The 15,991-nt window shown below is 40.8% G+C and carries 13 protein-coding genes; 3 read left to right on the forward strand and 10 right to left on the reverse strand.

Annotation, left to right across the window (positions count from 1 at the left end; genetic code table 11):
* Window positions 1-100 precede the first annotated feature (100 nt).
* The 6 genes from V7K55_RS05935 to V7K55_RS05960 form a co-directional block, all read right to left on the reverse strand.
* Window positions 101-1,864 (reverse strand): lipoxygenase family protein, encoded by a 1,764-nt coding sequence (locus V7K55_RS05935; protein ID WP_334829159.1) that lies wholly within the window; start codon window positions 1,862-1,864, stop codon window positions 101-103.
* Between the two features lie 101 nt (window positions 1,865-1,965).
* Window positions 1,966-3,321, reverse strand: a complete 1,356-nt coding sequence (locus V7K55_RS05940; RefSeq protein WP_334829161.1) for a cytochrome P450 — start codon at window positions 3,319-3,321, stop codon at window positions 1,966-1,968.
* 616 nt (window positions 3,322-3,937) lie between these two features.
* A complete protein-coding gene (locus V7K55_RS05945) occupies window positions 3,938-5,092 on the reverse strand; it encodes a hypothetical protein (protein ID WP_334829163.1) in 1,155 nt (384 codons plus the stop codon).
* Between the two features lie 134 nt (window positions 5,093-5,226).
* Window positions 5,227-6,495, reverse strand: a complete 1,269-nt coding sequence (locus V7K55_RS05950; RefSeq protein ID WP_334829165.1) for a diaminopimelate decarboxylase family protein — start codon at window positions 6,493-6,495, stop codon at window positions 5,227-5,229.
* Window positions 6,483-8,261 carry an asparagine synthetase B family protein gene (locus tag V7K55_RS05955; protein ID WP_334829167.1) on the reverse strand — a complete coding sequence of 593 codons (1,779 nt, stop codon included), beginning with the start codon at window positions 8,259-8,261 and terminating at the stop codon, window positions 6,483-6,485. Before V7K55_RS05955 ends, V7K55_RS05950 begins: the two co-directional genes overlap by 13 nt.
* A 5-nt stretch (window positions 8,262-8,266) precedes the next feature.
* On the reverse strand, window positions 8,267-8,890 hold the full coding sequence (locus tag V7K55_RS05960) for a DUF3859 domain-containing protein (protein ID WP_334829169.1): 624 nt from the start codon (window positions 8,888-8,890) through the stop codon (window positions 8,267-8,269).
* A gap of 199 nt (window positions 8,891-9,089) precedes the next feature.
* Here V7K55_RS05960 and V7K55_RS05965 point away from each other — a divergent pair, with 199 nt between their 5' ends.
* The gene (locus V7K55_RS05965) at window positions 9,090-10,121 is read left to right on the forward strand and encodes a VOC family protein (protein WP_334829171.1); all 1,032 of its coding nucleotides are present in this window, start codon (window positions 9,090-9,092) and stop codon (window positions 10,119-10,121) included.
* Window positions 10,122-10,176: 55 nt separating this feature from the next.
* Here the strand turns inward: V7K55_RS05965 and V7K55_RS05970 are convergent, their stop codons facing one another.
* Together V7K55_RS05970 and V7K55_RS05975 are read right to left on the reverse strand one after the other, a co-directional pair.
* Window positions 10,177-10,425 carry a DUF7219 family protein gene (locus V7K55_RS05970; protein WP_334829173.1) on the reverse strand — a complete coding sequence of 83 codons (249 nt, stop codon included), beginning with the start codon at window positions 10,423-10,425 and terminating at the stop codon, window positions 10,177-10,179.
* Window positions 10,426-10,788: 363 nt separating this feature from the next.
* Window positions 10,789-12,543, reverse strand: a complete 1,755-nt coding sequence (locus V7K55_RS05975; RefSeq protein ID WP_334829175.1) for an asparagine synthetase B family protein — start codon at window positions 12,541-12,543, stop codon at window positions 10,789-10,791.
* Between the two features lie 356 nt (window positions 12,544-12,899).
* On the opposite strand from V7K55_RS05975, the gene chrA reads away from it, so the two are divergent.
* The gene (gene chrA / locus V7K55_RS05980) at window positions 12,900-14,120 is read left to right on the forward strand and encodes a chromate efflux transporter (protein ID WP_334829177.1); all 1,221 of its coding nucleotides are present in this window, start codon (window positions 12,900-12,902) and stop codon (window positions 14,118-14,120) included.
* A gap of 189 nt (window positions 14,121-14,309) precedes the next feature.
* Entirely contained in the window at window positions 14,310-14,444 is a 135-nt protein-coding gene (locus tag V7K55_RS27460) for a hypothetical protein (RefSeq protein WP_442949068.1), read from the forward strand.
* An 18-nt stretch (window positions 14,445-14,462) separates the two neighbouring features.
* Here the strand turns inward: V7K55_RS27460 and V7K55_RS27465 are convergent, their stop codons facing one another.
* Window positions 14,463-14,834: a DUF3011 domain-containing protein gene (locus V7K55_RS27465; RefSeq protein WP_442949069.1), complete on the reverse strand. Its 372-nt coding sequence runs from the start codon at window positions 14,832-14,834 to the stop codon at window positions 14,463-14,465.
* A 433-nt stretch (window positions 14,835-15,267) separates the two neighbouring features.
* Entirely contained in the window at window positions 15,268-15,588 is a 321-nt protein-coding gene (locus V7K55_RS05990; protein ID WP_334829181.1) for a hypothetical protein, read from the reverse strand.
* Between the last annotated feature and the right edge of the window lie 403 nt (window positions 15,589-15,991).

Consider the following 15,991-nt stretch of genomic DNA (forward strand, 5'->3'; position numbering starts at 1 on the left):
ATCCTGTGAAGCGTCAACCCGCCAGGAATTCATACAGTTAAGTCTGTTTGATTAGATTGGAATCCTCACGCCTTCAGGCTGAGGAGGATGTCAAAGACCACTAGATAGCAATACTCTGTGCGATTTGAGATGGTAAAAGACGAACATAAGGATATTCAAGAGAAGTATTACGTTGGATTATCTGTTCTTCAATCTTCCTTAATCGCACCTTTTGAAAATCTTGAAAAACTTTTCTGGCAGCTTCATCTTTAAAAGGATTAGCCATAGTTAACAAGGATTCACTGCTAAGTGGTACGGGCATACTCAAAGCCTTGACTAACACAATTTGTTTAAACGATTGTAATCTGTTAGGCAATCTGTCAACTAAATTTACTGTTGACTGTTGCTTTTCTAACAAATCATCAAAAGGTTGATAAATAGCAAAAGGCATATTTGGCACCCAGGAAGCATACTCATACTGACTAAAATTAACAGCCGAATGTTGTGCGGTCGCTGTAAAAATCACGTTGGTAATGATGGCAATGAGATCGTTTAATTCCGTGAGAGACCCAGTAATTTGAGCGGATTTTTCTGGGGAAAGTAAACCTTGAATTCTGCCGAAATCGGGGCTGACGAGTTCATTTTTCCATGCTTGCAACTCAGCATCATTCACCAAATCTTCTTTGGACTTGTAATATAACCGCAGAATGTCGGTAACATAGGTTTGAATCGCATCCCAAATGGTAATGGCATCATCCCGATAATAATAATTCGGCAAGTCAGCGACATCACGAGCAGCTAAGGCGATAGGTAAAGCTCGACGATAGAATATATGTGGTTCACCTTGATAGTTTTTGCCATTACCTGTGTATGCCCGTCTCAGTAACTCATTAGAACCGGTAAATCCTAAAGCGCCTGTAACATCAAAAAAGCCCTCATGACCTAAGAAAATACCTCGCGCCATTTCATTAATAGCAAAGGTATTAAAAAAATGTGATTGGAGTATCTGTAAGACAATATGCTGAGGTGAGAGTTGGCGATAGGAAGCAACCGCAAAGGTTTCAATAATTAAATGGGTATCCATTAAGTGTGATACTATCCCTTGATAGGCAATATCGGCACTCGATACGGCCATTTTGGCAGTCAACCAATTTTCTGGTGAAGATTGAAGGGTGAAGATAGGGTTTTTGTTCAGGTCATGAAAACTGTTTCCTTGCTGAAGACGAATGGCCAAAGGCATTAATTGGTCTTTTTGATTAACGTGGAGTAAACATAGGGGGGCAAGCGGATATTTACCCAGTTGATCTTCGAGTTCATTGGTAATAATGTCAGTGAGGATTTTGTAATCCATTATATATAAACGATTGTTTGCCAATTCCGTCGCTAGACTGCTTCCCTGGGGTAGCAAACCACTAATGATTGCATCGGTAACAGGAAAATTTCCATCACTGCGTAAATCTTCCGCTTTACACTTACGAATAAAAGCTGGATTGATACCATAGATGCGTTCTCTGCCAAATTCAGCATCTGTAGTCCAGGTATTGGCTACCTTGGGTTTCTCAAAGCTTGTCCAAGGCTGGAAAAAATCATCTAGTTCTTCGATTTTATTCCATTTGTTCAGTAATTTCAGACCTTCAGCCAAACCTAAATCTGCCGTTCTTTGAAATTTAATTTTTCCTTCTCGAACTAGCTTAAAAAAGAGGAAAAATTCCACCAGAGCAACACCTAAGACTCCTTTAACAACTATCCATTGAAATCTGATAATCTTAGCAAGAGAAAAGCCCTGTTTCTCTGGTAAATTCTTGATGTGTGGTGGTACATAGGCAGGGTTTAGTTTCCATTCATATTCGGTAGCTGAATCTTTCCCAGACAAGGTAATAGCCATGATTACTATCCTTAAACTAATAGAACGAAATTATTACACTAAGATTAAAGACCCAGAAATTAGTCATCAGGGTTTTATGAATTTTGAATTCATCCTTAAGGTTAGGAACGAGTAACCTTGATATGAAAAGGTTTATTGGGATAACCCTGCACAATAGGTAGAGGATCAACATTTTCGAGAATACCTAACCGCAACACTTGTTTTACCGCTAGGGGAATCTGTACCATTGAGAAGTATTTACCGTGACAGGTGTGTAGTCCAGCTTCAAAAAAGGTATAGGCTAAATGAGGGGGTCGTCCGACTTTAAATTCTTGTGGTGCATCAATGACACTGGGATCGTGCATAGCGGCTATACTGCAAGCTAAAACTTGAGTCCCGGCTTTGATGGTTTGCTCATAGTCAGTTCCCTTACCCAGAGTATAGTCCTGTACACAAGTGTTAATTATGCCCGGTGAAGGTTGTCTAAAGCGTAGGGATTCCCAAACATACCCGGCAATAGCATCATCCCGATCTTGCTGTGATGCTGCGATCGCTTCTTGAAAAATCTCAGGACGTTTCATTAATTCTATTATCACATTAGTGATAGCAATGGATGTCAAATCAACACAGGCTGACATCATAAAGAATAGACTACTAACGATGTCCTCATCGGTGGTGTAAGTCGTTGGCACAGACTGCATCAGCAAATAACGCTCTAACACGTTAGGATTTGATGGAGGGTGTATCTCTGGTTGAATTTTAACTAGTCCAAATAGATGTTCCCAAAAACTTGGTTTAGGTACAGGATTGCCGCCCGCTAATTTTGCGCGAGTGGCTTTAAGAATTTCTCTGATTTTTGGTTTCAATTCATCACTGGCAGCTGTAGCATTTGCGTTGAGTTCGGGAGAGTTGCCCAGATTTCTGACTGCGCCCTCATTGATGTCATGTAGCCACTGAACTAATTTGTCTATGGGTAATCCTTGCAAACCTAGATACCGTGATATTGCCGTAGCCGGGAGTTTTTTAGCATAGTCAACTAGATCAAAGGAGGTATCTTCTTTGACATTTTGTAGCAGAGTTGCTGCTTCTTCAAGCAAAATTTGACGATACCGAGAGATATCCGCCATAGGGAAAGCTAGACGGAGAATTGATTTACGCTGTTCGTACTCTGGTGAAGGTGGTAGTTGCACCACTGTATTACCGATGAACTTCAACATATTTTGTTTCAGTAAATCGGTAGTGAAGATTTCATTGAGGGTCAATACGTCTTGAATATCTTCATAAGATGTTACTAGGGTAAAGGCGGGTGCTTTCAAAATCGGGGATTTTTCACGAAGTTCATTGAAAAACTCTACTGGGGAAATTGCGATCCATTTACCAATTAGCTGCATTTGTGCTTGAGCAGATGCAATTGGGTTGGGATTGTTATCTACAGCTTCTTTTAATTGTTCTAGAAAACTCTTATTTTGCTCTGTCATAGTTGGTATCTAGTAGGTTTGTAAAAAGCACTATTCCTAGCAAGTAAATTAGTTATAAATCTTTATATTTCCTACTTACTATTTGTACAGAGCTACAAATGCAAAGAAGCGAATTCCAGAAAAACTTGCCTAAAATCAATAAGAATGCTTCCACCACATTGGAACGGTGCTACTAGTACCAAATAATTCATTACTGAGTAATTTCTGTTTCTTATATAGGACTAGTATTTGATTTTTGAAAAGATACATAGGGTGTGTAGCACGGAGAGTACGGCACTAAAAACCTTGGAATCAGGTGCGTTACGGCTTACGCCTAACACACCCTACATATACTTAGATTTTTTCATAAATCAAATCACATTCCTATACTACGTCAAATATATAAGTAGTTGTGACAAGGGTTGGCGATTGCGCGGAGCGCGTAGTGGCAAAGGCAATCACCTGTTTTAGGAAAGCGTGCTTTTTCACATACCCCCTATTTTATCAAATTCATTCTTGATTACGCGAATGGTGAGTTCCAAGACTAATGCTCTCTAAAAGGAACTTAACTTTCTATTGTTATCTAGCGGCTTTCCAATCTGAGGAGCATTTTACCCACTTGGGATGTGTGGCTATATTAACCAAAACTTTGAACAACATACATATCGCTACCTCTATCCCCTACTAAAAGCAAGTTACTGTCATCAGTTTCTATATCTGGACTGCCAGCAATACCCTTTTGTACAACTTTAATTATTCTTTGGGGAGTGAAAGATTCCAATTCTACAAACTTTCCAGATTCTAACCAGGCTAATTCTTCAGTAGATAAACTTTGACGAATTTCTTCAGGTAATTGTTTAGCTGCTTGCACTGATTCAGGAGAAGATTGAATGAACATTCCGCGCTTAGTAGCGATAATTTGACGTGGTGTTAATCCGATATCAATAATCGAAACCTCGCTATTGAGAAACCAACTAGCATTGGTTCTAAGACGATGAACTAAACCAATACCTCGTGGATTGCAATCATGCACTGCATAGACTTTCAAATCGGGATTACGGCGCAGCATTTGCATTGTACTGTCAAAAATGCTTTGAGGATATCCAGTAATGCTGAGAATTGCACAGTTATTTTCAAAGTGGAAATTATTAGCAATTAATAATTGAGCAATGGCGGCACTATCACAAACGACTAATCTATCAAAACTATAAGCAGTCACATCAGGATTAACTGTAGCTGGTGTATTTCCCTGGTTTGGGGGAGGGAGAATTTTGAGAATTGAACCATTTATTTGTTGCCAGCGAGTTAGCAAATCTTTAAGCTGAGATTCAGGAAATAAAAATTCTTGTGTTAAAAATCCAATTCTCCCTAGCTGTCGGGTTCCTAAATATATAGGCAGCATCCCCAAAATAACAACAATGGTAAAGAAGCTGAATGAGTTTGAAGCGAGACTTAGCAAAGTTCCTATAACAAGGATAATCCCTCCTATAACTTGTAAATTTTTAGCATTTTGTTTGCGAACTTTATTGTTGAGTTTAACTGAATTGGTTCGTTTTAAAAATATCAAAATAAACACAATATTTACGAGAAGCGGGCCAATGATTAAAAAAAATGTAAAGAAATTCAGAAATATATATATAAATAACCAGCTAAATTTAGAAAAAGATTTTGATCTGAGACGATTATCTAGAAAATAAAGCAGTTGTTTGGGTGTAAAAAATAAGGTGTTATTTGCAGAAATATCAGCGATCGCCTTTGCAAAAAAAGGATCGGTAATCTTAATATTACTCATACTGGTTGGTTCAAAGGCAAAGGTGTGATTGCATTTTATACACCGACCTTGATTAGCTGTCCGATCTTTTAGTTTGTTGTCAGTTCCGCAGTTAATACACTTCATAATGGTTGCTCAATATTATTTATTAATTGTTAGTTATCAAGCATCTGATTTGTTAGCAAAACACTATAGTCTTCCCGTTGGCGAATCAGGCGATGTGTGCCATTTTCTAGCAAAACTTCCGCAGGTTTGGGGCGGTGTAAAAAGTGAGACGACATGGCATAACCATAAGCACCTACATCTAAAATGGCAACGATATCACCAATTTCTAGCGCTGGAAGTTGGCAATTTTTCCCTAGATAATCTCGTGAATATGTAGTGTTACCACAAATATCAGTTGTGAATGGATTGTCTGCTTGCTTCCAAGTGATAATTTCTCGGTAGCCGCCGTGTACTGAAGGTACTGAAAGATTAGCAACTGTGGTATCAACTCCAATAATCTGTTTTTCTCCTTGCCATTTTATCGAAACAACTTGAGCTAGCAGAGTTGCACATCCGGCGATCGCACTTCGTCCCGGTTCAATCACCAAATCAATTTTCCGCCCTAAACGCCTAATTCTCTCGGTTAACTCAGCCCCAAATATTTCCCAGTCAAATGCTGTTTTGTTGTGGTGATAAGGATAGCCAAAGCCACCGCCAAAATCTAAATATTCCCAATCAGGTAAAAGTTGGGCTGTGGCGATTAGCGTATCAATCACTTGGGTGAAAGCGGTTGTAGCATTAGTTCCAGTCCCTCGATAGAAGTGTAAACCACTGAGCTTTAGTCCAAAATTATGGGTTAAAGCGATCGCATCAGCAAATTCTTCAGGACGCACACCAATTCGGCTATCGCCAGTAATTTCTGGTAAATTCAGGCGTAAACCCAGCCTCAAAAAGTGGCAGGGGGGCAGAGGGGCAGAGGAGCAGAGGGGCAGAAGTGAACTTATCCGATTGGCGAAGACTTCGCAGCACAACTGCAACTGAGCGAGGCTATCGAGATTGAGAGTTGTAACTCCCCAATTTAAGACTTGTAGCATCTCATCCCGATTCAAATTACTGCCACTATAAACAATCTCACTAGGATCGAAACCAGCTTGCAATCCCAGATAAATATCTCCTGGAGTATTAGCGTGAAGTCCCCACCCAAATGAGCGAAAAATTTTTAACAGCGCAATATTACCATTGGTAACGCTGGCAAACCGAAATTGCGTGTGCGGATAGCTGATAGCCTTAGTAATGCGCTCAATAGTTTCGCGCAAGCGATCGCCATTATAAACATAAAGGGGAGAACCATAAGTATTTACTAACTCCTGGGCAACTTCTCCAGAAAATAGGGAAAATGAGGAGATTAATTGCGTCTCTTTTTTATCTAATCTTGCCATCGTTTATAACTCCTCCATAGCCGACGAGGCAACCAAAAAGGATGATCCCAGGACTGTTTACTTCGTTCTTCATTTAAAACATGCGATCGCCAAAGTTGCCACATAATAAGTAACCAGAGAGTCTCACCAATCCGCCGCCCTTGAATAGCTGCTCCGAGTTTGCCATTAACGATTTGTGCTGCAATTTGAGGATAAAAGTGATTGTTGGCGCGAAGTATTTCTGGATTGAGCCAGATGCCTAGCTGATGCCAAAAATCATTTAAACACCAAGAAGTTAAGGGAACCCCCATCCCCCGCTTTTGTCGCCAAACAATTTCGGGCGGGAGCCAGTTTTCTATGGCACGTTTGAGGATATATTTTTCACAAGCTCCCTGCAAACAGAGTTCTCCAGATAGGCTAAATGTCCATTCTGCTAGAGGTAAATCACAAAAAGGCGATCGCACCCATAACCCATGAGCAAACCCCAATGCAGTCGCACGGGGATGGATATTCTGCGCCCCTTTGAGCATCAAACTGGCACGGCGCAAGCGATGCAGCAAAGATGGACACTCTTTGTCATCAAGAGCCGCCAATAGCCAATCTTCGGGAGGCAAATTTTGGATCTCTGCATAGACCTCTGGCTGATAAACTTGAGATTCGTATCCTCCAAGACGGTGAAAGGTGCGGAGATATTGCTGGATAAAAGTTTCCTGTCCGGCGGGATTTTCTGACTGATAAACACCTGCGGCAATTAAAGGTTTGTTTGTCCAACCGGCAAATAATTGATCTCCACCTTCGCCGTTAAAAATTACCTGAGTTTCCTGACTCGCCCTTTCAGATAGAAGATATAACGGCACACACACGCCATCTCCAAAGGGCAAATCTAATGCTTGCACAGTGGGAATTAGGGCATTTTTAATGGAATTTGGGGTTACTGCAACTTTAATCAGCGGAATTTTGAGAAACTGGGCGACTTGTTCAGAGTATGGATATTCTGGAATGCCTACGTCACCAAAATCTAGAGTGTAGGCGCGGACTTTCACTCCTGCTTGTACCAACAGCGCCGCCACCACTGAAGAATCGAGTCCGCCAGAGAGAAACACCCCAACAGGCTCATCCTTTAAATCGGCAATCTGTCGTTCAATGGAGTTTTTAAGAAGGGTTTGCAATTCGGTAATTGCTGTAACTTCATCTGTTAACTGTTTTGGGGCTTCCCGCCACGAGTGGATATTTTTAGATTTAGGCGATCGCAAAATACCTGATTGGCGATCGCTCTGCCAAACTAATTCAGTTCCCGGCGTCACGGCAAACACTTCCTTAACAGGGGTTAGAGGTGTGGGAACGTAAGAAAAACAGCTGTAGCCGGATAATCCAGCAATGCTAACTTCTGACTGTTGTAATATCGGTAAGAGTAGTTGCAGTTGCGATGCAAACCAGATTGCTTGTCCTTGCTGAGTCCAATACAAAGGCATCTTTCCGAAAGGTTCTCTACCCAAAATTAGGCAGTTATTTTCTTGGAGATTTACCCAAGCGTCGGGTGAAGTGAATAATCCTGATGCCGAAATAGCAGCAATTTGATTTTCTAGCTGTGGAGAATTTCCATCAATTCCTATATAAGCAACATTCCAGATAGGAAGAGGATAATTTCTCTGTGGAGAGAACTGACTTTTCACCCCCTTCCCTTTTGTCGGGGAGAGATTTTCCAGAATACTACTTAACAGCGCTTCCAATTCATGTTGAGCGCCGTAACCCCAATAGCCAAGAAAGTGATGCGGGATGTTGCCCATCTGGACTATTTCACTTCAAAGGTTTCATCGCTAATCTGCCTACCTTCCAGGAACATCTGCACCTGCCAATTGCCAACAGTTGCAGCCGGATTAATCGTGTAGCGACACTGGGTATCCCAGACAGACGTATTAATTTCGCGGGTTTGATATTTGTTTTGCTTGACAATTTGACCGCTTGGGTCAATCCAATTACAGGAGAGAGCCAGCTTTTTACCCAAGGGTGCATCCTTTAAGGTGACATGGTAAAAAACTTCTGGGTTGGTTTGGCGGGAAATTGTCTTCAAGTCACCGTCAGTATTTTGTACCAAGGCGATGCGGTCTTGTTGAGCAGAAACACGAGAGAGTGCAGAATTTTGTTGCCGGATGAAAAATATTGTAGATGCACTCAGTATGATTAATAATGCCACCACTCCAGAGGCAATCCATCGATTTCGGCGTTGTTGTACCTCCAGTGCTTGGCGGCGATTTAACTGAATCAGGGCTTCATCTAGTAACTCTGGCGGTAAATTCAACTCCTGTAAAATTTCTCTAACCTGCTGTTGGTCTAGTTCCGCTTCTCGACGCACTTGCAGACTTTCTACTTCAGTAACTATTTGTGATAATTGTTCTTGAGTCAGTCGCTGCGTCATAGCTTAACTCCTGTTAAAAAACTTTATAGCGATCGCTGATTACGTGCAATCAGAATAACTCTACATTAGACATCTAAACTTTTGTAAATACATCATAAGCTACAAAAGTTAGATGTTGCTTTTCAGATTCTTTCTGAGATATCTTTCCGAAAGCTTTATTTATTTTGACCAAATCTAAAATCTAAAATCCCAAATTGCTATGACTCAAGAACAACAAACCGCAATTGAAGGTATCTATGAAGTCTGTATTGGCATCCCGGAACCAATTTCTGCAATTCAGTATTGGGAGCAATTTGGCTATCGCATTGGTGAAGTGGGTGAATTAACCGCAGATGTAGCTTATCAATTATATGGAGTAAATTCGTCTTTACGCTCAATCCGCCTCGACCACCAAAATTCAGATCATGGTTTGATTCGGCTGATGGTTTGGCAAAATCCGACCCATCCAGGTTTGGGAATAGCATCAATGAAAATTAAAGGAAATCGTTGGGCAACAAGCTTAACGACAGATGTATTAAGTATTTTAAATCATATAGAGGATGCAAAAGCCGCAGGTTTCCCTATTAGGCACTCTCCCCCTTATTGGGAAGTAATTTATAACAAAGAGAGAAAAAGCCGTCCTTTTATAGAGCCAGCAGTTGGTGTGCGAGAAATGCTGCTATTGCAACCTTTAGCTCGACAGGTTTTATTTCAAAGGTTTGGCTATACACTGCCGCATTACGGACAAGTGAACCAGAATGCTGCTCTCAAGACTAGTCAGTTTACCCATATAGGAATCATCGTTCAAGATGACAGCAAAGAAACCCTGAAGTTTTATGAAGAAGTTTTAGGTTTGCTGCGTGTGCGTGATGATGTCGAAACTAGCTATGAATCTTCGCCAGCTGGTCGAGATATTTTTGACCTTAACCCTGGTGAAAAGTTTATTGTTACAACTTTTGACGATCCCCGTTCTTCTAAGTCTGACTTGATGGCTGCACGCAGTGGTAGACTTTATATTGTTCGATTTCCAGAATCTCTTAATTTAGAATCGCGCTTCGAGGCTGCCCAACCAGGTAGCTTGGGTATGTCTTTATATACCTATCGGGTTAAGGGAATACAAGAGTATTGCGATCGCATCAAAGCCAGTACGGCACAAAAAGTTACAGATATTATTAGTAATGAGTTTGGCGAGACGAGTTTCTCCTTTGTCGCGCCAGATGGCTACTTCTGGACTTTGCTAGAAGCTAATTAACTCGGCATTGGGCATTGCTAGTTATTGCCCATGCCTAATGCCCAAAAACTAGTTTTCATTTATTTACGCCAATAGACAGTTCCTTTTTGCTATGTTTCAACTCTTTCCAAAGCAGCCTAATTTGCTCGTAAGCTTCTTCTGGAGATAGTTTTCCGCCTGTTTCTAGACAAGAGATATAACTAATTCTTTGGGCAAATTCTTGGAGATTGGCATTAAATGCTAAAGTCTCTGGCTGGAATTCACCATAATACCGACTACGAGGGTAAAGAAAGTTATTTTTATCTTGCGAGTTAGGCTGTGTCATTAATTTGCTGTCTGTAATTTTTTATTAAAGTTCTAGATTTTATTCTTATCTACGTGTAAATACACAGTAGAAAATTCTAATTCCAGAATAAGTTTATATTGTAGTAAAAAAGTATTTTATTGACTACTACATAGTAGAAATATGTTCGTAAGCAGTAAGTATTTTAGTGTTTATAGCCTTTCCTAATCACATGAGTTAGATCATAGTCCCCTCATCGCTTGCGGGGACGGGGTTGGGGGTGGGGTTCTTGTAATTCACTTGACTGAGAACCGCTATATTAAGACAAAGGTTAAAATCCTTACTAAAAACTTATTTACTTCCGAAAGTTGGCTCTAGTCGTCGCGGATTCATTTCTTGCTTTCACTACTGCACTTTTTGATTAACCTGTAACCAAATTTCTAAACTCACAAGTAACCAAAGCTTTACTCCATAACGACTCCAGGTATCTCCTTGATAGTTTAACCAATTACGAATAGGTAACTGGTTTAAGTAAGGAGTGATAGCTGCATTCCGATTTAGTAATAAATCTTTGGCTTCTTGCTGCCAATATTTCCGAAATCCTAACTGCACGGGAACCATCATGCCGCTTTTGGGACGATGAATAATTGCCTCTGGTAGAATATTTGCTATAGCTTGCTTTAAGACTGCTTTTTCTTCCACTCCAGAAAGCTTATACTCTGGAGGAATTTCCATGCTTAAATCTACTACTCGTTGGTCAAATAGGGGAGAACGACCGTGCAGAAGAGCTGCTTGAGTCAAGTTACTGACTTTTGTCAGAATTTGGTCAGCGCCTTTAAATTTGATATTCATTGCCATCAAACGATTCAGATAGCTGACTTGGGAATATAAATCTTCTTCAAAAACCCAAGGTGCTGTTTGTACTGCTGTCCAAACTTCTGGTTTTAAAAGTTGTGGTAAGTCAACAGCGCACTTTTGAAAGGAAATTAAATAAGCTTGCAAAGCATCCTGATTGGTGACAGAACCATATAAACTATTAATTAGCATTGGTTGATTTTTTGGCCCACCAAAACAGGGGTCGCCACCTTCACCATTTAAAACTACTTCTACGCTTTCTCTTGCCAATCGCCCTAGCAAAAGGTTGGGAACAGTTAGTGGGTCGCCAATGGGGTCATCTAAATAGGCCATTGTTTCTGGCAGACGTGACCACATATCCTTAAAAGTAATTTCTAAAATGTGGTGCTGCGTGTGGCAATGGGATGCAACGAGACTAGAAAATTCTAACTCATTGGGACATTCCGAACCGAAATGAATCGAGAAGGTGTGAACTGGTGCTTTATGGAATTTCGCTACTAAAGCAGTGATAGCGCTAGAGTCCAAACCACCAGAAAGAAAAACGCCAACGGGTTCATTGGCTGATGGTAAATATTCCTGAACAACTTGCTCTAGGAGTTCTCGCAAGCGATCGCCATGCCATGATAAAGGTTCATCTACTGCTACAATCTGTTCTTGAAGTTGCCAATACGCTTCAACTTTGTGGTCGGGAAATTCTAAAACCGTTCCAGGTCGCAGTTCCTGCACCTGTTCCCAAAGCGTTCGTTCGCCAGGAACAAAGGCACAGCAAAGATAATCTCGCAACGCCACCAAATCTAAATCGGATGAACGGTGAGGTGATAAAGTTCTCAGTTGAGGCGCAATCCAACGAACCGAACCAGTGGTAGTGTAGTAGAGTGTACGAACACCGATGCGATCGCGAACTAACTTCAACACCTGTTTTTCTCGATCCCAAATCACTAGCGCAAACATCCCCACAAGTTGGCGAAGACATTCAAATCCCCATCGTTCCCAAAGATTAGCAACTATTTGCAGAGAAGTTTCTCTAAAGCTATCCGGTTCAATGTCTAACTTTTGTAGTAACTGCACTCGGTTAGTTAACCAAACATCACCAACAACAACAAATCTTCCTCCAGAACTGATTGCTAATTTTTCCGTCAAAAATCCAGAAGCTCTACGTGGTATGATGACAGAAAAATTTTCATCTCGCCAAGCGATATTTTCATAACTTTCATCAACTTTTCCCCAAGCTACGCGCCAGGTTGGGTCAGTTTTGGTGAATTCGATTTTAGGAGATTTACGGTTTTTAAACGCATCAAATAGCATGGGAAATTTTCAACGCATAATTAGTAATTTTAGGCAGTTTTGAAATAAATAGACCACACACAAACCTCTCCAAAAAGGCTGAGGGACTTCCAAATAAAAAATACCCAAAAACTGGTGAAAAAACTCTCTTCTCCTCATTTCTCTGTGTTGCGCCAGGTGCTACAAACTCCTCCACCCCCGCAACGCACTGGCTTCTCTGTGTATCTGTGGTTAAAAAGTATTTTATTTAACCGTAGAGACACAGAAAACACAAAGTCAAAAGAGTTTCGTGAGTAAAATTTTTACCCACATTGAAAGGTTAGCCTTAATCTTTTAAGAATAATCTAGAACTGCATGAAAAATATTTCCTAGCAAAGATGACTAACTCAGCACCAAGTCGTTTGGGCGAACTCGCCAAACTGTTTTTTAAACTGGGCGTTATCGGCTTTGGGGGCCCGGTTGCCCATATCGCCATGATTGAAGATGAAGTGGTTAAGCGTCGTCAGTGGTTAACAAGGGAGCATTTTCTGGATTTGCTGGGCGCAACTAATTTAATTCCTGGGCCAAATTCTACAGAAATGGCTATCCATATAGGATACATCTATGCAGGATGGTTAGGGCTGATTGTTTCAGGTGTCTGTTTTATCTTACCTGCGGTTCTAATTACTGCTGGGTTTGCTTGGGTTTATGTTACCTACGGTACTCTACCTCAAGTTGCTCCCCTACTCTATGGCATTAAATCGGCTGTTTTAGCAATCATTATCAATGCCCTCTGGGGTTTGGCAAAAAAGGCTGTGAAAACTCGCCAATTGCTAGCGATCGCTTTAGCTGTGGCGTTACTGATATTATTATTCAAATTAAATGAAGTAATTGCCCTATTAATTGGGGGATTGCTAGGTATGATTTGGTTACATTCTGGAAATAAAAACGACAAATCAGGAGATAAAGCTAGCTTTCTGCTTGCTAGTCTCAGCACAGGTGCGACTTTAAAGACATCAACGGTTGTTGCGGCATCGGTAGCGGCTGCATCTACTGTAACAAACGTTTCTTTATGGCAGTTGGGTTGGTTTTTTCTGAAAGTCGGTAGTGTCTTGTTTGGTGGTGGCTACCTTTTGGTGGCTTTTATCCAAGGGGGATTAGTTGAAGAATACGGCTGGCTGACACAAGAACAGTTACTAGATGCGATCGCAATTGGTCAACTTACTCCTGGGCCAGTACTTTCTACTGCTACATTTATAGGTTATATCATTGCTGGCATACCTGGCGCAATTGTTGCCACAATCGGAATTTTTCTACCTTCTTTTGTTTTCGTTGCTGCCCTGAATCCATTAATTCCCCGCTTACGGGCCTCTTCTTGGACTAGAGCATTTTTGGATGCGGTGAATGTTAGTGCTGTAGTGCTAATGGTCGTTACCACCCTGCAACTAGGGGCAGCCACTTTAACATTACCACAAGCCCCATTTGTAGATTTTCTCGCCTTGGCGATCGCGATCGTCTGTGCCATTTTAGCTATTCACTTCCGAATCAATGCTGCATGGCTAGTCTTTGGTAGCGCTTTTATTGGATGGGGTACTTCACTCTTAGGCTACACTCGTTGAAATTGCATATCTATCAAAACATCAATACACAGTATCTAATTGGGAACATCTGTTAGAAATTGCCCAAAAAAATACCCCTGCTCTTGTCACGATGATCTCACTTTTTCGCGTTGCTCGCATGTTGGCATCTCTTTATTAGCGATCGCTCGTGACGGTTAAGATTTTGGCGTTGCATATTTGCGAGATGAATTGGCAGTTGGAAGCATTGAAAAACTATTCCGCATTAAACAAAATCATCCCATGATTCAGCAACGCCAAGATCCTATTTCGCGTGGTGGTAGTCTAGACAATTTTAGCTATCACCTGTTTTGCTCGGCACAATAACCCCAAAGACCCAATTTCCTATCTATCATATCTGTCATTTCTGTCATAGCGATCGTTTCTGTCATTTCTGTCATTTCTGTCATTTCTGTCATTTCTACCGTTTCTACCGTTTCTGCGATCGCCAACTGAAAACTCGGCTCGGCAACCATTTCTCACCCAAACACGATTATTCCTATACCCCCAATTTCCTCTACAAGTGGCATTAGACAATTGTCTAACAAGCCTGACTCTGCCTCTACTAGGTATTGAACAAGTATTCCTCTGATTATTATTGCTTGAACAAGTGATTGTCTCCTGGGCTGAAGCGGGAGATGCAATGCCCAAAAGTGTAGCTAGACTAACGCTGGCAACCATAAAGGTGGCAGCAACTATGGGGAAACGTATTACCATAATAAATGTTAGAACCCTTCAACAATCAAATACTATAGTAATTGTAGCGAACTGTTTTATGGAATGTTTTTATAGTAGATTAAATGCAAAGATTCTTTGCAATGTCAACAGTACTATGTATAATATTTTCTATCAAGCAGATAATCATTATTTAAGTTTTAATTTAACTTTGTAAAATATTCGAGCCGATAGAAAACTATATCTGAAGATATTTAATATAGGATTACTATTTGATTTTTGAACAAAATTAGGTATGTAGGGTGTGTTAGCGACAGCGTAACGCACCATTATCGAGGGTTTGGTGCGTTACGCTGTCGCTAACACACCCTACGGAGCTTTTTCAGAAATCAAATATTAGTCCTATAGATTTATACAAAAAAAAAGGAGAGTAGCAATACTCTCCTTAAAAGTAATATAAGGGGAAATTTACAGCTTAGTGATGAAAACGAGCTTGACGTTCGCGTAATTCACGAGCGCGTTGTTCGCGGGCTTGACGTTCACGCAATTGACGCGCTTGACGTTCGCGTAATTCACGAGCGCGTTGTTCGCGAGCTTGACGTTCACGCAATTCACGAGCGCGTTGTTCGCGGACTTGACGTTCGTGTTGGACTTTGCTGTTATTAAAAGCTACAGTATCACTATTAAAACGATCGCGATCGGATTTAAATTCAGCAGCATTAGCATTTTGAGAAATAGCAGTAATTGAAGCAACTGCTAATAAGCTTCCAAGTAGAATAGATTTCAAGCGGTTCATATATCTTGTAATATGCTTTGCATTACTTGATTTGTATGTACTCAATCTAATCGAAGCCATTAGGCACACGCCTGTGAAAAAAGTCATGTTTAAGTGGTTACTTTTGTCCCTAAGATCGGGATTGGTTAACGGTCGAAACCTTACCTGAGATAGATGATACCCTCGGTACGTCTTAGCCCGGATTTCTCACCACATCTCTCAAAGATTGTGCAGGGGAGCAGGGGAGCAGAGGTGAGATATTGTATAATTTCTTTCCCCTCCGCCCTCTGCCACTTCTTCGCTTAAAGCTTGTGAGAAATGTGGGTTAGGCTTTTGTTTGCGAATCAGCTATAACAATCCTTTAGGAAAAGCCGATAAAAAACTTAACATAGATTTTACACAGATGTGTATAAAGCTATTTATT

The sequence above is a fragment of the Nostoc sp. genome, from assembly GCF_036919895.1.
Classification (GTDB): domain Bacteria; phylum Cyanobacteriota; class Cyanobacteriia; order Cyanobacteriales; family Nostocaceae; genus Nostoc.